This window comes from Pseudomonas monachiensis (assembly GCF_047345015.1).
Taxonomy (GTDB): domain Bacteria; phylum Pseudomonadota; class Gammaproteobacteria; order Pseudomonadales; family Pseudomonadaceae; genus Aquipseudomonas; species Aquipseudomonas monachiensis.
The window spans coordinates 4,305,415-4,325,464 of sequence record NZ_CP178857.1 but is presented as its reverse complement, the minus strand read 5'-3'; the positions used below and the strand labels follow the sequence as shown (position 1 = coordinate 4,325,464).

The 20,050-nt window shown below is 60.4% G+C and carries 9 protein-coding genes; 3 read left to right on the top strand and 6 right to left on the bottom strand.

Annotation, left to right across the window (positions count from 1 at the left end; all coding sequences use genetic code 11):
* Positions 1–21: 21 nt before the first annotated feature.
* The 5 genes from ACMDB8_RS19275 to ACMDB8_RS19255 all read right to left on the bottom strand — a co-directional run bounded on the left by ACMDB8_RS19275 (position 22) and on the right by ACMDB8_RS19255 (position 5,246).
* Positions 22–810, bottom strand: a complete 789-nt coding sequence (locus ACMDB8_RS19275; protein WP_223542050.1) for an SDR family oxidoreductase — start codon at positions 808–810, stop codon at positions 22–24.
* Between the two features lie 46 nt (positions 811–856).
* Positions 857–2,404 carry an amino acid ABC transporter permease/ATP-binding protein gene (locus ACMDB8_RS19270; RefSeq protein ID WP_056722708.1) on the bottom strand — a complete coding sequence of 516 codons (1,548 nt, stop codon included), beginning with the start codon at positions 2,402–2,404 and terminating at the stop codon, positions 857–859.
* 64 nt (positions 2,405–2,468) lie between these two features.
* Positions 2,469–3,263: an ABC transporter substrate-binding protein gene (locus ACMDB8_RS19265; RefSeq protein WP_409079202.1), complete on the bottom strand. Its 795-nt coding sequence runs from the start codon at positions 3,261–3,263 to the stop codon at positions 2,469–2,471.
* Positions 3,264–3,309: 46 nt separating this feature from the next.
* The gene (locus ACMDB8_RS19260) at positions 3,310–4,380 is read right to left on the bottom strand and encodes an isopenicillin N synthase family dioxygenase (RefSeq protein ID WP_056722704.1); all 1,071 of its coding nucleotides are present in this window, start codon (positions 4,378–4,380) and stop codon (positions 3,310–3,312) included.
* Positions 4,381–4,394: 14 nt separating this feature from the next.
* On the bottom strand, positions 4,395–5,246 hold the full coding sequence (locus ACMDB8_RS19255) for a sugar phosphate isomerase/epimerase family protein (RefSeq protein ID WP_056722702.1): 852 nt from the start codon (positions 5,244–5,246) through the stop codon (positions 4,395–4,397).
* A 685-nt stretch (positions 5,247–5,931) separates the two neighbouring features.
* On the opposite strand from ACMDB8_RS19255, the gene ACMDB8_RS19250 reads away from it, so the two are divergent.
* Positions 5,932–6,642: a response regulator gene (locus ACMDB8_RS19250; protein ID WP_409079201.1), complete on the top strand. Its 711-nt coding sequence runs from the start codon at positions 5,932–5,934 to the stop codon at positions 6,640–6,642.
* Between the two features lie 45 nt (positions 6,643–6,687).
* Here the strand turns inward: ACMDB8_RS19250 and ACMDB8_RS19245 are convergent, their stop codons facing one another.
* Positions 6,688–8,184, bottom strand: a complete 1,497-nt coding sequence (locus ACMDB8_RS19245) for a sensor histidine kinase (RefSeq protein WP_409079200.1) — start codon at positions 8,182–8,184, stop codon at positions 6,688–6,690.
* Positions 8,185–8,256: 72 nt separating this feature from the next.
* Here ACMDB8_RS19245 and ACMDB8_RS19240 point away from each other — a divergent pair, with 72 nt between their 5' ends.
* Entirely contained in the window at positions 8,257–8,724 is a 468-nt protein-coding gene (locus ACMDB8_RS19240) for a hypothetical protein (protein ID WP_082562905.1), read from the top strand.
* Between the two features lie 298 nt (positions 8,725–9,022).
* Positions 9,023–19,972 (top strand): peroxidase family protein, encoded by a 10,950-nt coding sequence (locus tag ACMDB8_RS19235; protein ID WP_409079199.1) that lies wholly within the window; start codon positions 9,023–9,025, stop codon positions 19,970–19,972.
* The last annotated feature ends 78 nt before the right edge of the window (positions 19,973–20,050 follow it).

The following is a 20,050-nucleotide window of genomic DNA, read 5'->3' as shown; positions in this document are numbered from 1 at the left end:
CACCCACATAGCTCTTGCCCATTATTGGCTAGAGCGAACAGCCCCACCATCAATCAACAGGTTCTGTCCGGTCAGGTAGCCCGCCTGGCTGCTGCAGACGAAGGCACAGAGGGCACCGAACTCCTCGGCTGAACCGAAGCGTTTGGCGGGAATTTCGCTACGGCATTGGTCAAGGAACACCTCACTGTCCTGCCCCGACTCCTGGGCCGCCGCGACCAGGTTGTCACGCAGTCGATCGGTGTCGAACGAGCCTGGTTGCAGGTTGTTGATCGTCACATTGCGACTGGCAATGTTTTCTTGCCGGGCAAGCCCTGCGACAAACCCAGTCAGGCCACTGCGCGCACCATTGGACAGGCCCAGGCTTTCGATAGGGGACTTCACGGCACTCGAGGTGATGTTGATGATTCGACCAAATCCACGTGCCGCCATACCGTCGACCGTTGCCTTGATCAACTCGATAGGCGTCAGCATGTTGGCATCCAGCGCCTTGAGCCAGATGTCGCGATTCCATTCGCGGAAATCCCCGGGGGGAGGGCCCCCGGCATTGTTGATCAGGATATCGAAATGCCCGTGGGCCTTGAGCGCTGCCGCCCGACCCTCGGGCGTCGAAATGTCTCCAGCGACGGCGATGACCGTCACTTCAGGGTTTATCGCCCTGAGCTGACGGGCTGTTTCATTCAGCGCCTGTTCGCCCCGTGCGGTGATCACCACGTTCACGCCTTCGTTGACGAGAGCCTGTGCACAGGCTTTTCCCAAACCTTTGCTGGCGGCGCATACCAGTGCCCAGCGTCCTGCTATTCCCAGATTCATGTACGTTTTCCTGAAAGAAGGAAGTTCGAAGAAAGCGGTTGCCTGTTCATGCATGATCCAGCGTTGCGGACAGGTTCGGCGATCGGGTACTGATGCCCATGAAGCGTCGCACGCGTTCTCCTTCGGCTTCGCATCGTATGGTTTGCGGTGCGGCATCCAGTTGGATATTACCGTTCTCCATGAACACGACCCGGTCGGATATCGACATGGCAAAGTCCATTTCGTGGGTCACGATCAGCATGGTCATGCCTTCTTTGGCCAGGTCGCGGATCACGTTCAGCACGTCGTTGACCAGTTCCGGGTCGAGGGCTGAGGTCGGCTCGTCGAACAGCATGATTTGCGGTTCCATCGCCAGGGCTCGAGCGATCGCCACGCGCTGTTGCTGCCCGCCGGAGAGCTGGTGCGGGTACTTGTGGGCATGGGCCAGCAGGCCGACCTTGTCCAGTAGCGCATAGGCACGATGTTCACTCAGCTCGCCCGGCTGACCGTGGTAACGCGGTGCCAGGGTGACGTTGTCGAGAATGGTGCGGTGCGGGAACAGGTTGAAGTTCTGGAACACCATGCCGATGTGCCGCACGCCTTTGCGCAGGCGGGTGCTGTTGGGTTTGTCCGACGCTTCGATGAATTTTTCGCCGAACAGCAGGATGTCGCCGGTATCGATGCTTTCCAGGCCGTTGACGGTGCGGATCAGCGATGTCTTGCCGGAGCCGGATGGCCCGATGATCGAGACCACCTGGCCGTATTCGACATTCAGGTCGATACCCATCAGCACCTGGTGGGTGCCATAGCTCTTCTGGATGTTCTTCAGTTGCAGGATGGGCGTCGCGTTGTTGCCGGCGGCTTTGCGCGCAGTGTCGGGCAAGGCTTCGGCGCTGGCCTTGAACCTGGCGATGGTGGCCGCGTCGAGCGTGTGCGGCTTGCGGAAGTTCAGGTCCAGGTAGCGCTCCAGGCGCTGCAGGAAATAACCGAACACGGTGACGATCAACACGTAATACACGCCTACCGCCGCCAGGGTTTCCATGACCAGGAAGTTGGTGGCATAGAGGCGTTGGCCGACCGTGAGGATTTCGGTCAGGGAGATGACCGAGACCAGCGAGGTCAGCTTGACCACTGTGATGTATTCATTGATCAGCGTGGGCAGCGAAATGCGGAAAGCCTGAGGGATCACGATCAGGCGTTGCATGCCGAGCAGGCCGACACCCAGCGCGCGCCCGGCTTCCTTCTGGCCCTTGGCCACGGAGATCAGGCCACCACGATGGATTTCCGCCATGTACGCCGCTTCAGTGACCACCAGGGCCAGCAACCCTGCGTAGAAGGGGTTGGACAGAATCGGTCCGCTGCCGGGAAACAATTGCGGCAGGTTGTAGACGAAGACCACCAGCACCAGCAATGGAATGCTGCGGAAGAACCAGATGTAGACCGCGGCGGGAATGCGCAGCAAGGGCGACTGGGACAGCTTGGCCGTGGCCAGGACAAAACCCAGCAGCATGCCGATGAACCAGGCCAGGGCACTGAGCTGGACCACCGTGACGCAGGCCTTCCAGAAGTCCGGCAGGGAGAACAGGGATAAGAAATACGACCAATCGAATTGCATGGGGCACCTCGATCTGCCGCCCCGGAGCAGGGGAGGCAGATGACCAGACTACAAGGACAGGTTCTTAGTTGGCAGTCGGTTCTTCCAGGCCATATTTCTGGAGAATTGCCGCGTATTCACCGCTCTTTTTGCTCTCCTCGAAGGCCTTTTGCACGGCCTGGAAGGTTTCGTCGTTACCTTTCTTGACGAAGATGCCCAGGGTTTGTTGATAAATCGGATGCTCGGTGGTGATCACTACCCGGCCGTTGGTCTTTTCCGCGATCATTTTTGCCGCGCCGGCGATTTCAACCTGGGCCTGGATGTTTTTAGACAGCAGGGCCTGGGTCACTTCGGGTGCCGAAGGGTACTCGCTGACGGTGATCGCGCCTTTGTTGTTCGGCACGCAGTATTCGTCAGAGAGCTTCTTGAATTCCTTCACCCAGGTGGTGCCCTGTTCCAGTCCCAGTTTCAGGCCGCACAGGTCTTCAGGCTTCTTCGCATTGATCTCGCTGCCCTTGGGCACCATGACCGCGGCACCGGTGTTGGCATAGGCGATGGTCTGGGCCTGGGTCTGGCGCTCCGGTGTGATGTACATGCCGGAAATGATCGCGTCGTACTTGCCGGAGTTCAGGCCCAGGATCAGGCTCGGGAACTTGGTGTCGACGAACTCCACCTTGGCGTTCATGTGCTTGGCCAGTGACGTTGCCAGTTCGGGGTCGGAGCCCACCACGTTTTTGTCCTTGTCATAGGACTCGAAGGGCGGGTAGGTGATCTCCATGCCGACCTTGAACGTATCTGCCGCGGCCATGCTCACCGAGGCACCGAACATACCGGCTGCCAATACAGCCAGGCTCAAAAGGTTTTTCTTGTTGTTTTTCATGATGTGCTGACTCCGGCGTAGGTAGGGGATTAGCTGAAAACTTCAATCAGGACGGTTGGGCCTGATTTTTCAAATGTCCGAAACTGGCGGGCTTTCGTGCCTTGCCTGGCAGTTGAACGTCCCCGTTGGCCACCCTCTGGCGCAGATATTGATAGGTCTGCAGCGCCTGGCCATACATGTGTTCGCCGATGGTGATTTCTTCGTAGTCGTTGCCTGCCTGGGCGAACCCGGGCAGCGGTCTGATCTGGGTGTGATAGTCGCAGGCATAAAACAGCGGAAAGGAATAACGCTCCTCCTTCACGCTGCGTACCCGGTGCGCGGTGGCAACGAAAGCGCCTGCCGTCATCACTTCCAGCATGTCGCCGATGTTGACGACAAAGGCATCGGCAATCGGTGGGGCATCGATCCATTGGCCAAGATTGTTCATCACCTCAAGGCCCGGTTTGTCGGCCAAAAGGATGGTGAAACACTCGTAGTCAGTATGGGCGCCAAGACCCGGTGCGTCATGGGCTGCACCGTCGAAGGGGTAGTGGATCAGGCGCAGCTTGGACGGTGGACGGGTCACCAGGCTGTCGAAATAGTTTTCTTCCAGGCCCAGGGTCAGGGCGAAGCCACCGAACAGTCGCCGGCCCAGGGCGAAGATGGCTTCATAGTAGGCCTGCACCGAGGCCTTGAAACCTTGCAGCCGTGGCCAGTCGTTGGGCCCCAGCAATGGGGTATTGGCCAGCACCAGCGGGTCATCGGCCGGGACTTCGAAGCCGACGTCGAAGGCTTCCTTGTGGTCTGGCTTGCCCTTGGAATAGACCTCTTCGCCTTCGGGTACAAAGCCCTTGTGGGTTTGCGAGGTGCCGATGTAGTGGCGCATCTTGGCGTCCAGGGGCTGGTCGAAAAAGTCCTTGGCCGCCTTGCGCAGGTTGGCGATCAGTTGCGGGTCGATACCGTGATCGGTGATGTAGAGGAACCCGACCTCGCTGGCGGCGCGCCCCAATTGTTCGGCGACGGCCAGGCGGTGTTCCAGTTCAACGCTGAACAGGCCGGCGATGTTGACCACCGGGATGCTATTGAAGTTGGCTTTGTGAGTGTCAGTGCTTGCGCTGTTGTTTTTGTTGTCAGGCATGTCGCATCGGCTCCCTAAGGATGGCTTGAATGGCTGAAACGGTCGAAGTGTTCACGCTCGGTCTGGCCCATCCACACATTCAATGACCACAGGTCGGCGACCGGGACATTGGTGAAGGGCAGGTGATGCAGGTAGCCGTCGGCGCCGAACTCCGGGGTCAGGGTGCTGACCTGGTAACCGCGGGCTTGCTGCGAGCGCCAGATGCTTTCCCAGTGCTGCTGATGGAAGGCCAGTTCCCTTGCATATTCGGGAGCCGCCGGGTGCGGAACCTGCGGTCCCTGGTCATAACCGACCCGGGCCTGGATATGGTGAACCCGCTCGATGAAAGCGCTCAGGTCATCGGCCGGGTCATTCAACAGGCGCTCGCAGGTGACCACCCAATGGCTGATGTCGCTGGTGAACAACAGCTCGGGCAATTGCCGGATCAACTCCAGGGTCACCCAGGGGTTGAACAGCGACCGCGAGCGGTGGGTTTCGAAACTGCAGACCTGGCCGTGCTTGCGCGCCAGATCCAGCGCCTGGCCAAAAAACTCCACTTGTTGTGGCAAGGACCAGCGATCATTGCCCGCCAGCACATTGACGAAGCGCGGGCCGAGTTCAGCGGCCCAGGCGAGTTTTTGATCGAGATCATTGAGGTGGACGGCAGGGGTTGCCGACTGGTCCGGCAGCACGTCGTACGCGGTGAAGACCGTGCTGATATAGCCCAGGCGATTGGCCTGGAGAAAGGCGCCAAACTCGGCCCGTTCACGGGCGTCCAGTGGCAGGCGTGCCTCCATCCCGTCAAAGCCCGCTTGCAGCAACTCCTCGAGCGCCTGGGCCTTGCTGGCGGTGTAACCCCACAGCGTGCGGAAAATTTCCAGCTTCATCGGTGATCCTCAAAAATCCCAAGGCCTACTGCAAATGCACTTCGACGGCGCCACGCTGCCAAGAGGCTGGTTCGCTGTGGAGTCGATGTTAGGCACAGGCCGCGCACTGAAAGAATCTGAAAGTTCAAAAGAATACTTCAGACTTTCATCAACAAATAGCTTGCTACTTATAGCGCTGGCCAGGAGGGGGGTTATCGGCGAGAACCTGTCTACGTTGGCTATTATTGAGAGATGCCATTGTTACGGCATCATTTTGAAGAGTCCCAAGCGACACCGGGCCGCTGAGGGTTCCCTTTTGCCCGCCGCTGCCTGTCCCGACTCGTTAAGTCCACGTCGTCTCAGGGCAAGTAATCCCTACTAATAGCGGCCGTTGAAATAGAGTCTCCACTCTCTCCATAAATGGGGCATTACACCCACCCAACCGGGGGCTTACCACCTGATTTGAGGAATATTCCCCGCTTAGCCTTTCTCTCGTCCGAAGCATTCAGAAACAGCTTATTAATTAACCTGGGCTTTTTCTTCGCCCCGCGGTAGTGGCTCATTAGTTGCACCCCCCTTGGGTACCCGTAACGTCCCGGACATCATGGAGACCGCGGGTCTTGCCAGGTTCGGCATGCCGCGAGGGGTGAAAAATGAAACGCACGACCCCCCTTGCAGCGCCATCGCCGTTTAAGAGGAGCTTCTTATGAGTTCCATGATCAAGATTGGCATCGTTGATGATCACCCGCTGTTAAGGGATGGGGTCACAATGGCGCTGAAGAAAGTCGCTGACTTTCAGGTGGTCGAGCAGGGGGCGTCTGCCGATGATGCCCTGGAAATTGCCGCTCGTTTTGCTCCGGATGTATTGCTGATGGATGTAAATATGCCGGGCGATAGCTTTGCTGCCGTGCGAGCGATCTCAGCTTCTTCGCCGGCAGTTAAAATTTTGATGCTGACAGTGTCCGAGTCCATCGAGGATGCCTATTGTGCCCTCGAAGCGGGCGCGCAGGGATATGTGTTGAAAGGCATAAGCGGTCGTGAGCTGGTACAAGCCATCAGAAATGTTGCCGGTGGTGAAGCCTTCATTACACCCAAGCTTGCCAGCAAGCTATTGAGCAATTTCGGAAAGCACGCGGCTGACAAGCAAAAGGTCGAGCTGACCCATCGCGAAGAACAGGTTATCCGGGAGGTATCGAAGGGCCTGACTAACCGCGAGGTTGCGATCAAGCTCGAGCTCTGCGAGAAGACCATCAAGCACTACATGACGAATGTCATGTACAAGCTGCGCGTTCGTAACCGGACACAGGCAGTCGCAGCAGTGAGACGGCATTGGGAGAGTGACCATATACCTGGCTTATGTGGTGCTCTTCAACGCCGCGACTTGAATGACAGTGGTAAGACAAGTAACGGGCGATAAGCGCTTGCGGTTACTTGGGTGCAATGATCATTCTGGCTCGGATGATCAGATTTTGAACTGCGCCCTGGCTTTGGTTCCGGCATGGGGCGCCGATTCAATGATGAATACTCCGCCGAGGGATTCGACGCGATAGCGCATGCCGACAAGGCCCAGATGAGTTCTACCTCGACCAGGCACACTCGGTTTTTCGGTTGGAATTCCCACTCCCGCATCCTCGACTTGTACTTCCAGTAGCCCTTCGCAGTGAGAGGCGCTGAGTTTTTGGCCCTTTCCTCCGGCGTGAATATAGGCATTGTTCAACGCTTCCTGGGCGAAGCGGTAAATACAAATTTTATGCGCTATCGGTACATCGTCTGGAAGAGCATCAAGCTCCAGTTCGACTCGCGTCTCGGTTCGCTCTTCGTGCCGCTCGGCAAGCAATACCAGCGCATCGTGCAGGGTCAGGTCAGTGACTTCCGGAAGTGCCAGGTCGAGTGATATTTCCCGCACTTCGTTTAAAGCATCCTCGCCGGCACGCCTGATCATTTCGAGAACTTCCTCATCCGAGGCGCCTTGTGAATTTTCGAGTTCTTCAAGGCGAAGGAGAATAAGTGACAACAGCTGGGCAGGACCATCATGAAGATCGGCCCCGATCCGACGAAGAGTGAGTTCATTGATTCTGGAGAATTCGTGATTGGCTGTAGTGACTTTGTGCTGAAGGGCGGCATTGTTCGAGTGCAACCTGGCTTGCTCATCCATTCGCCATTCAAGTGCTGTTTCATGTTGTTTTATTATCTTGTCATCACGCCGAACGATAAAAAATAACAACAAAAGCATGGCCGTCGTTGCGGCACCAACAATCGCCCATACTTTCTTGCGAAGATTATTGATTTCGCGCTGTAACGCTTCCGCGGTTTCGTAGAACTCACCAACCGCAACAATCTTTCCAGTACCGGCTTCGCGCAGTGGAGCAAAAATTTCATAGAGCGGAATATTCAGGCTGCGCTCAAAAGCATCCTCATTATCATCCTCAAAATCATTGTCCAGTTCTGTATAGATCTTGCCTGTCAGCGCCAGTGAGATTTCCTCTGTCGGAAAGGTTTTCCGCACCGTGGACTTGTCGGTGCTGTAGACAATCGTGCCGTCTGGAAGCCAGATCTTCACCGAGACCACATGTGTACTCAACGAGGTGCTGGACAGCAGGTGATCAATGGTCTGAATGGTTGCATCGGGGAGTTCTTTGACAGTGGTCAGTCCCTGGACGAAAGGTTCGAGAAAGTTCTGCATATAACGCGCGCCCGTCTCTGCCGCCGTTTGAATCGTTGCATCTTCGATACTCTGGCTTACGAGCTTTCCAACGAACGTCATGGTCAAGCCCAGAATGATTGCGGCGCAGATTACGAACTGGGTCGAGCGGCTCAAATGGCGCAATTTCGCACGGGGGCTCTGTCCTCCCGGGCCTCCGCCACTGGACGTTTGGCCAGCCTCTGATCCGACCAAGGTCTGATCCGATTCTGCGACCAAGGTCTCAGAATTTGATTGGGCTTTTGTCTCTGTACACATCCGGGTAGCCCCTCAATACTCATTTTCAATGGAGTGTAAAGCTGGCATTTGAGGTTGAAGGCGGGAGGCGCGATGAATAGTTTAAAAAGATTCTCGATCCATCTGGATAATCGCTATTTCCGGCAACAACAGCTGGCGGTTATTACCAATAGTGTGGTCGGCCATTCGCACCCTGGCATTCAAGTCAAACTCGCTTCACTTGAATTCTCTGTTGAGAAAACGCTCCAGTCCAACAGTGCGGGTGCTCCACTCAATCAGAACCAAACCTGTGGTTCCAATGGTTTCCTGGCTCCGCCACCCAGCGTGCGGAGTCAGCCTCCAATACATACTAGTCAATTCGTAGTCGATGCCAGTTTTCTCATGGATAAAAGGCTTGTTGACGAAGCCGCATGGACGCAGAACCGTGCCATCACCCCTCAGGAAGTCCCGGAATATGGCGATCTTCGCGAGCATATTCCGGCCAATGCCTCTGTTCTCTGGATGTGTGGCATCTGTGACAAGCCCCCTATGCCTGAGAGAGCATCATGTACAGATGCATAGAGCCCCGATACGTGACGGGGCCGCGAGTAAGTTGCACCTTCTATTCAACCTGGGTTCATGGGCCGTCGCCTCCTTGAGGCGCAATACCAGCCTGTAAATACGGTTGTCATGGGGAATTGATCCTCAGTCGAGTTCTGCTGATTGCACGCAATTCAGTAGGGGCTCGGTGCGGCCGTTGTACCAGGTCCCGTCGTTCAAGTTTCGATTTTCATTTATGGGGTTCAGCACTCAACCACGCGTTTGCAGCCGTGTTTTATGCGTGTGGTTTCCTGATTGGTTAAGCATCGAGGAAACAGCCATGGCCAGCTTCATCAAGTCCGATCTTGAGTTCATTCTCGAACAAATTTTCATCGCTGAACGGAATGCGTCTGGCGCGAGTCTGGCTGACTTGCTGCAGAACGTAGAAGTCCCCTTCGGTCTGCGCACCGTCTCCGGCATCGACAACAACCTGGCCAATCCCCAGTTCGGTGCCGCCGACAATTTCTTTCCGCGCATGACGACGCCGGTGTTCAATACCGCGCAGGTCCAGCCGGCCGGCTTCTTCGGCCCCACCGATCCAGGCGGAACCACACCGACCTCCTACCTGCAGACCAGCGGTGCCGTCTTCGACTCGCAGCCGCGCACCATCAGCAACCTGATCGTGGACCAGACCGCCAACAATCCGGCGGCGGTCGCGGCCGCAGCGGCCAATCCGGATTCACAGTTGGTCACCAGCCCCGGCCTGGATGGCCTGTTCGGTACCGCCGACGACGTTGCCGTTTTCCAGATTCCCAATATCACACCGGACGCAGGCCTGACTGTGCCGTTCAACCAGTGGATGACTTTCTTTGGCCAGTTCTTCGACCATGGACTGGACCTTGTCACCAAGGGTGGCAGCGGCACCGTCTTCATTGCGCTGCAGCCCGACGATCCGCTCTTCGTGCCGGGCAGCCCGACCAACTTCATGGTGCTGACGCGCGCCACCAATTTGCCTGGCCCCGACGGCATCCTGGGCACCGCCGATGACATCCACGAGCAGAGCAACACCACTTCTCCCTTTGTCGACCAGAACCAGACCTACAGCTCGCATCCCTCGCACCAGGTGTTCCTGCGTGCCTATGAGCTCAACGCCACTGGCGATCCGGTGGCCACTGGCAAGCTGATCACCAATCGCGACCTGGGTGTCGATGGGCATTTCGGCACCGCTGATGACGTCGAAATCGGCGGCATGGCCACCTGGGCAATCGTCAAGGCTCAGGCCCGAGATCTGCTCGGCATCAACTTGACCGATGCCGATGTGTTCAACGTTCCGCTGCTGGCAACCGATGCTTACGGCAACTTCATCAAGGGGCCTAACGGCCTTCCCCAAGTCGTGATGATGGGCGCGGATGGCATTGCCGGTACGGCCGATGATGTGCTCGTCGAGGGTAATCGGGCCGCGCCAATCAGCCTGACGAACGCCGTGCGCACCGGCCACCAGTTCCTGATCGACATCGCCCACAGCGCCGATCCGACCGGGGGGCTGGTGGCTGACGCGGACACCGTCATTGGCGGCCCGCAAGCACCCGGCACCTACGACAACGAGCTGCTCGACAAGCACTACATCGCCGGCGATGGCCGCGTCAACGAGAACATCGGCCTGACCACGGTGCATTCCATCTTCCACAGCGAACACAACCGGCTGGTTGAGCAGACCAAGGATACGGTGCTGGCCTCCGCCGACCTCGATTTCCTGAACAAGTGGCTGATGCCCGACGCCCAACTGACAGCGCTGCCAGCGACGCCGGCCGACATCGCGGCCCTGCACTGGAACGGCGAGCGGTTGTTCCAGGCGGCCAAGTTCGGCACCGAGATGCAGTACCAACACCTGGTGTTCGAGGAGTTCGCGCGCACCATCCAGCCGCAAGTGGACGTCTTCCTGGCGCCCATGGGCAACGACACCACGGTCAATCCGGCGATCGTCGCCGAGTTCGCGCACACGGTCTTTCGCTTCGGCCACTCGATGCTGCTGGAGACGGTCGATCGTTTCGACCCCAACTTCAATGTCGTTGGCGACGGCAATCCGGTTGACCCGGGCAATCAACAGACCGGCCTGATCGCGGCCTTCCTCAACCCGCTCGCGTTTGCTGCCAGCGGCCCCACCCCTGAGGAGGCGGCAGGCGCCATCGTGCGCGGCGTCACGCGGCAAGTCGGCAACGAGATCGACGAGTTTGTCACTGATGCTGTGCGCAACAATCTGGTCGGCCTGCCGCTCGACCTTGCCGCACTCAACCTGGCGCGCGGCCGAGACACCGGCATCCCGTCGCTGAACGCGGCGCGGCGCGAGTTCTACCACATGACCGGCGACAGCCAGTTGACCCCCTACACGAGCTGGGCCGATTTCGTGCAGCACATGAAGCATCCGGAATCGCTGATCAATTTCATCGCCGCCTACGGCACCCATTCAACCATCACGAGTGCTACGACGCTGGCGGACAAGCGCGCCGCGGCCGCGGATCTCGTGCTTGGCAGCGCCACGGCGCCGGCTGATCGCCTGGACTTCCTCAACAGTAGCGGCGCCTGGGCCAGCAACGCCGGTGCGGACGGTATTCTGCACACCGCCGACGATGTGACCATCACCGGCCTGGACGCCATCGACTTCTGGATCGGCGGCCTGGCCGAAGAGAAGATGCCCTTTGGCGGCCTGCTGGGTTCGAGCTTCAACTTCGTCTTCGAAACCCAGTTGGAAAACCTGCAGAATGGCGACCGTCTCTACTACCTGGCCCGCACCGCAGGACTCAACTTCGGCACTGAGCTTGAGAACAATTCGTTCGCCAACCTGGTGATGCTCAACAGCGACGCAGTACACCTGCCGGCCAACATATTCCAGACGCCGGCCTTCACCCTGGAGGTCGACCCGACGCACCAGTTCAACCCGAGCGTGGTGGCCGGCCCGGACGGCATCGTCGGCACGGTTGACGATCTGCCAGCCAACGCCGACCCCTTTGGCCCGTCGGAGCACCCGATTGGTTCACCACGGATTGACCGTATCACGCCGCTGGTGATTCGCGACAACCCCGACACAGTGGGCCCGGATACCAACTACCTGCACTACACCGGCGGCGATACGGTCGTGCTGGGAGGTACGGCTGGCGACGACATCCTCATTGCCGGCGACTCGGACGACGACACTGTCTATGGCGATGCCGGCAACGACCGGATCGACGGCGGCTACGGTAACGACAACCTCTTTGGCGGCGCCGGTGACGACATCATCACGGACATGGGCGGCGACGACGTCATCCACGGCGAGGACGGCAACGACGTCATCCAGGTCGGTAACTCGACCCTCGCCGGCAACAACCTGGTCCACGGCGGCGCGGGCAAGGATTTCATCATCACCACCGAAGACATCACCCTGACGTTCGCCGGCGCGGGCGACGATTTCATCCTCGGCTCCAAGGTCAACCTCGCGCCGACCGGCAACGAAGGCGATGACTGGATCGAGGGCGGCACCCAGGACGGTGCGCCCGGCGATAACGCGAGCCCAACATTGTCCGACGACGTGCCCGGCAACGACATCTTCATTGGCACCGGTGGATTCGATGAAATGATTGGTGAAGGCGGCGACGACACCTTCGTCGCCAGCGACGCACAGGACAAGATGGACGGCATGTCCGGGTTCGACTGGACCACCTACAAGAACGACAAGTACGGCGTGACCGTCGACATGGTCGTTCCCTTCTTCAGTCCGTATCACGCGGTGCCCGATGCCGCTGGCAATATCGTGGGCGCAGTGGCGCAATCGCCCGATTCGGTCTATGACCGGTTCGCGGAAGTGGAGGGCCTGTCGGGGTCGGCCTTCGCCGACTTCCTGCGCGGCGATGAACAAAACGCGGCCATCATCGCCAACGTCACGGCCAGGGGCAGCATCCTCACCAACTTCGATCTCGTCAGCGGCCTGCGGGCTTTCGTTGGCAGCGCCGGTTTCGGTGCCGACGGTATCGGGGGGACGGCCGACGATCAGTTCGGCGCGGGTAACATCATCCTCGGCGGCGATGGCAGCGACATCATCGAAGGCCGTGGCGGCAGCGACCTCATCGACGGCGACAGTTGGCTCAACGTGCGCATCAGCGTGCGTCAGAACGTGGATGGCTCCGGGCCGGAGATCGCCAGCTTCGACAGCATGACGCCGATGATCCCGCTCATGCTGAACGGCACCTACAATCCCGGCCAGCTCGTCGCCGTGCGTGAGATCCTGCCAGGCGTGGGCGGCTTCGACACCGTCAATTTCATGGGCCCGCTGGCGAACTACTCAGTCACCGTCAACGATAACGGCACTGCGCTCGATTTCACCGACGACATCGTTACCGTGACCGACAATGTCGGCAAGGAAGAAACCGACCGTCTCACCCACATCGAACGGCTGCAGTTCTCCGATCAGTCCATGGTCCTCGTGCCCGGGCTCAACGCTGAGCCGGTGGGGGCGCTGACGGTGGATAACACTGCACCGACCGTTGGCCAGATACTGACCGTGTCGGCGGCAGGCCTCACCGATGGCGACAACGCAGGCGGGGCGATCCACAATTCCATCAGTTACGTATGGCAGTTTGAAGCCGCACCGGGCTCGGGCGTCTTCGAGGACATCATCCTCGGGCCAGGCCGCATCGGTATCGGATTTGTGAGGGCGGACGCGCCCACGTTCACGGTGACGTCGGATCTTGCCGGCCTGGCAATTCGCGTCAAAGGCATCTATGCGGACGATCATGGCGTGACCGAGCAGGTATTCTCGGCACCGACCACGGCCGTAGTGGCCGGGGCGCCGACCCCTGCAGCGGCGCCTTCGCTGATCGATCCACAGACCACGGCTCCCAGCAACGGTGTGCGCTACACGCAAGCCGACCTGGCGTTCATCCTTGACCAGATCAAGCTGGCGGAACACCACGCGGCCGGTGAGAACCTGAACTCGTTGCTCCCCAATATCCGGATGCCGTTCGGATTGCGTACCGTCGAAGGGACGGAAAACAACCTGCTCCATCCCGAGTTCGGTGCCGCCGATAACGTATTCCCGCGCCTGACCACACCGGACTTCCGCCCGGCCGATGCCGGCACCAGCTACACCCAGACCAGCGGCCTGGTAATCGACTCGCAGCCGCGCACCATCAGCAACCTGATCGTCGACCAGACCGCCAACAACCCGGCGGCGGTCGCGGCCACCTTCGATCCGGGTCTTGATGGTGTCCTCGGCACTGCTGACGATGTCCTCAAGGCCGGTGCGCAGGTGGTGACCGGAACCCGTACTGACGGCACGACGTTCCAGACTTTCTTCGACCCGAACGTGAGCCCCGACGCGGGCCTGACCGCACCCTTCAACCAATGGATGACGTTCTTCGGCCAGTTCTTCGATCATGGCCTGGACCTCGTCACCAAGGGTGGGTCGGGCACTGTGTTCGTTCCGCTGCAGCCGGATGACCCGCTGTTCGTGCCCGGTAGCCCGACCAACTTCATGGTGCTGACGCGCGCGACCAATCAGCCCGGCCCCGACGGCATCCTGGGCACGGCCGATGACATCCACGAGAACACCAACACCACCTCGCCGTTTGTCGACCAGAACCAGACGTACAGCTCGCATCCTTCGCACCAGGTGTTCCTGCGTGCCTATGAGCTCAACGCAACGGGCGATCCGGTGGCCACCGGCAAGTTGATCGAAAATCGTGATCTGGGCGCCGATGGCGTGTTCGGTACGGCCGACGACGTCGGGATCGGTGGCATGGCCACCTGGAAGGTGGTCAAGGCGCAAGCCCATGATCTGCTCGGCATCAATCTCACCGATGCCGATTTCGACAACGTGCCATTGCTGGCGACTGACGCCTACGGCAATTTCATCAAGGGTCCGAACGGTTTTCCGCAGGTGGTAATGAAGGGCGCGGACGGCATTGCCGGCACGGCCGATGATGTGCTGGTTGAAGGCAATCCGGCCGCGCCCATCAGCCTGGTCAACGCCGCGCGCACCGGCCATGCCTTCCTCAACGACATCGCGCACACCGCGGTGCCGGTGGACGACCAGACCGGCGCGGCACTCCTGCCCGATGCGGACAATGTCGTTGGCGGTACACCTGCGGCGGGCTTCTACGACAACGAACTGCTGGACGCGCACTACATTGCCGGCGACGGCCGGGTCAACGAGAACATCGGCCTGACCACCGTCCATTCGATCTTCCACCATGAGCACAACCGCCTGGTCGATCACACCATGGCGGTGGTCCTGGCGACAGCGGCAAGTGGCGATGTGTCGTTCCTGAACGAGTGGCTGCTGACGCCTGTCACTGCCGTACCCGCCGACACCTCGACCCTTGACTGGAACGGCGAGCGCCTGTTCCAGACCGCGAAGTTCGGCACCGAGATGCAGTACCAGCACCTGGTGTTCGAAGAGTTCGCGCGCACCATCCAGCCGATGGTCGATCCGTTCTTCGCCCCGGGCCAGGTGTACGACACCGCGATCGATCCGAGCATCGTTGCCGAGTTCGCACACACCGTCTATCGCTTCGGGCACTCGATGCTGCTGGAGCAGGTCGACCGGCTGGATCCGAACTTCGCGTCGAGCGATATCGGGCTGATCCAGGCCTTCCTCAACCCGCTCGAGTTCGCAAGCAGCGGCGCCACTCCGGAGGAGGCGGCCGGTGCCATCGTGCGCGGCGTGACACGCCAGGTGGGCAATGAGATCGACGAGTTCGTCACCGAAGCCCTGCGCAACAACCTGCTGGGACTGCCACTCGATCTGCCCGCCATCAACCTGGCGCGCGGTCGCGATACCGGCATTCCGTCCCTGAACGCGGCGCGGCGCGAGTTCTATGGGCCCACCGGTGACGCAGAGCTCAAGCCCTACACCAGTTGGGCGGATTTCGTGCAGCACATGAAGCATCCGGAATCGCTGGTCAACTTCATCGCCGCCTACGGCACGCACGCGACCATCACCGGCGCCACCACGCTGGCGGACAAGCGCGCCGCGGCTGCGGACCTGGTGTTCGGCGGCGCGACCGCACCCGCCGACCGTGTCGACTTCCTCAACAGCACGGGTGCCTGGGCCAGCAACGCTGGTGCGGACGGCGTACTGCACACGGCAGACGATGTGACCATCACCGGTCTGGATGATGTCGACTTCTGGGTTGGCGGGCTGGCCGAGGAGAAGATGCCCTTTGGCGGCATGCTCGGCTCGACTTTCAACTTCGTCTTCGAGAACCAGATGGAGAAACTCCAGGACGGCGACCGCTTCTATTATCTGGAACGCACCGCCTCGATGGACTTTGGCGCGGAACTTGAGAACAACACGTTCGCCAATCTGGTGATGGCCAATACCGACGCAACACACCTCTCGGCCAGGGTTTTCCTGACGCCGGCCTACACTCTGGAGGTCAATCAGGCGAACCAGTACAACCCGAGTGTGATTGCCGGTCCCGACGGTATTGTCGGCACCCTCGACGATCTGCCGGCCAATGCCGATCCGTTTGGCCCGTCGGACCACCCGATTGGCTCACCACGCACTGACTTCCTCACGCCACTGGTGATCCGCGACAACCCCGCCACGGCGGGGCCGGATACCAACTACCTGCACTACACCGGTGCCGATACGGTCGTATTGGGCGGTACGCCCGGCAACGACATCCTCATTGCCGGCGACTCGGACGACGACACGGTCTATGGCGATGCCGGTAACGATCGGATCGATGGCGGCTACGGCAACGACCAGCTATTTGGCGGTACCGGTGACGACATCATCACGGACATGGGCGGCGACGACGTCATCCACGGCGAAGACGGCAACGACGTCATCCAGGGTGGCAATGGCCTCAACCTGATCCTTGGCCAGGCTGGCCAGGACTTCATCGTTACCGGCGAAGACGCGGCCGACAGCAGCGGCGGCCTGGGCAACGACTTTATCCTTGGCAGCAAGGCCAACGAGTTCGCGCGCGGTGGCGAAGGCGATGACTGGATCCAGGGTGGATCCGCCGATGGCGTTGCCGGCGATAACTTCGACCCATTCGGAAACGATCCGATCAATGGCAACGACGTCTTCCTGGGCGATGGCGGACCGGACAACTTCGACGGAGAGGGCGGTGATGACATCATGGTCGGCAGCCCCAGCGAGGCGGACCGTTTCATCGGGTTCTCGGGTTATGACTGGGCGACCTACAAGGACGATCAGGTCGGCGTGACCATGGACCTGAACTCCAGGCTGCGCTTCTTCGATCAACCGGCAGTGCCTGGCTCCACCGCGTCGATCCTTGCCCGGTTGGACCTGGTGGAAGGAATGTCAGGATCGTCCCACGCCGATTTCCTCGGCGGCGATGACTCCACTGCCGATTTGCTCGCCATCGCCGGCGCCAAGGGCAGCGTGCTCACCAACTTCGACCTCATCAGCGGTCTGCGGGACCTCGTTGGCAGCGCCGGCAACGGCGCGGATGGCATCGCCGGTACAGCCGACGATAAGTTCGACGGGGGCAACATCATCCTGGGTGGCGACGGCAGCGACGTCATCGCGGGCCGTGGCGGCGATGACCTCATTGACGGCGACAAGTGGCTCAACGTGCGCATCAGTGTGCGGCAGAACATCGATGGCACCGGGCCGGAAATCGCCAGCTTCGACAGCTTGACACCGCTGGTTCCGCTCATGATGAACGGCACCTATAACCCTGGCCAGCTCCAGATCGTCCGTGAAATCCTGACGGCGGCCGGTCCCGACTTCGACACGGCGTTGTTCTCCGGCAATCTGGCGGATTACACCGTGGTCAACAACGTCAACGGCACCGTGACGGTCACCGACAATGTCGCTGGCAGGGATGGGACCGACACCCTCAGCAATATCGAGCGGTTGCAGTTCTCCGATCAAGCGGTCGTGCTCGGCGGTTTGAATTCGGCGCCCGTCGGTTCGCTGAGGATCGACGATCCCACGCCCGCCGTCGGCCAGGTGCTGACGGTCTCGGCGGCAGACATCACGGATGCTGACAATAGCGCGACCGGAGGCGCGATCGCCGGGCCCATCAGTTTCTTCTGGCAGTTCGAGGCGCGCCCGGGCTCGGGCGTCTTCGAAGACATCACGTTCTTTGCCGCCGGAGAGGTCGCGCGCGCAGAGGGCACGACTGTCACGGTGGGCTCGGAACTCAGGGTGCCACCACCGGCGACCCTCATTGGTGCCGTGCCGGCCATACCGGAACTCGTCGTGGCAGCCGGGCTGGCGCTGCGCGTCAGGGCGGTCTACAAGGACGCCAATGGCGTGCTGGAGGAGGTGTTCTCGGCGCCGACCGCACCGATCACACCTGCCGGCACCGGCACCGTCAATGTCCTGCCGGTCGGAACGGTGCTGATCAGCGATACGACCCCGGCGGAAGGCTCGGCCTTGACCGCAACGGATGCGTTCACCGACGCCAACGGGACCACGACCTCGGTGATCAGCCATCAGTGGCAGGTGGGGAGCGGTGCGATCTTTGCCGACATCGCCGGTGCGACCGGCACGACCTTCACGCCCGACCAGGCGCAGGTTGGTCAGCAACTGCGTGTCGTCGCGAGTTACGCCGATGACCTGGGCACGCTTGAGCGCGTGACTTCTGCCGCAACGACAGTGGTCAGTGATGTGTTTGTCGGTACCGCCGGTGCCGATATATGGAACGGTACGGCAGGCGACGACGTGGCCAGCGGAGGTGATGGCAACGATATCCTGAATGCCTTGGGCGGCAACGATATCCTCAATGGTGACGCGGGCAACGACTTCCTCAATGGCGGTGCGGGTAATGACCAGATGCTGGGCGGAACCGGCAACGATACCTACCGCGTCGATTCAATCGGGGACGTGGTGCTCGAGTTGACGGGTGAGGGGCAGGATTCCGTACAGACCACGCTGGCCAGTTACACACTGGGCGCCAATGTCGAGCATCTGCTCTACCTCGGAGTCGGCAACTTTGTCGGCACCGGCAACGCGTTGAACAACGTCATCACCGGTGGGGTGGGTAATGACACCCTCAACGGCGGAGCCGGCAACGACACCTTGCTGGGTGGCCTGGGCAATGACGTCCTCACTGGCGGTGCGGGTAATGACCGGATGGCCGGTGGAGCCGGCAACGACACCTACCGCGTCGATTCCGCCGGGGACCTGGTGGTCGAGACGGCGGGTGAGGGGGCCGACTCGGTACAGACCACGCTGGCCAGTTACACGCTGGGCGCCAATGTCGAGCATCTGCTCTTCACCGGAACCGGCAACTTCACCGGTACCGGCAACGCGTTGAACAACGTCATCACCGGTGGGGCGGGTAATGACAGCCTCAACGGCGCTGGCGGCAACGACACCTTGCTGGGTGGCGCCGGCAACGACGTCCTCACGGGCGGCACGGGTAATGACCGGATGGTCGGTGGAACCGGCAACGATACCTTCCGCGTCGATTCCGCCGGGGACCTGGTGGTCGAGGTGGCGGGTGAAGGTGCCGATTCCGTGCAGACGACATTGGCCAGCTACACACTGGGCATCAATGTCGAGCACCTGCTCTCCACCGGCGTTGGCAATTTCGTCGGCACCGGCAACGCGTCGAACAACACCATGACCGGTGGGGTGGGTAATGACACCCTCAACGGCGCTGGCGGCAACGACACCTTGCTGGGTGGCCTGGGCAATGACGTCCTCAGTGGCGATGCGGGGGCTGACCGGATGGAAGGCGGCATCGGCAACGATACCTACCGCGTCGATTCAGCCGCGGACGCGGTTGTCGAGTTGGCGGGCAGCGGTGAGGACTCCGTACAGACCTCGCTGGCCAGTTACACACTGGGCGCCAATGCCGAGCACCTGCTCTTCACCGGAGTCGGCAACTTCGTCGGCACCGGCAACGCGTCGAACAACGTCATGACCGGTGGGGTGGGCAATGACACCCTCAACGGCGCCGGCGGCAACGACACATTGTTGGGCGGCCTGGGCAACGACAACCTCGATGGTGGTGCCGGCAACGATAGTGTTGCGGGCGGTGCGGGCAACGACACGATGAATGCCGCCAGTGGCGACGATATCTTCGTGTTCGCCGCGGGCTTCGGCAATGACCGGATCCTCGGCTTCGATACCGACGCGGCGGGAGGCCAGGATCTGCTCAATATCGCCGCGCTCAACATCACGGCAGCGACCTTTGGCAGCAGTTTCAACATCGTTGATCTCGGTGCGGATACGATGCTCAGCTTCGCGGCTGGCAACATCACCCTGGTAGGTGTGGGGGATCCAAACACCATCTCGGCCACAGACTTCATTCTGGCCTCTTGAGGTCCTGGCAAGGACTGTCGCAGGGAGCGTGTGGACGACGGAGGGGGAGGGCATTGGATGCCCTCCCTTTTTTTTCAG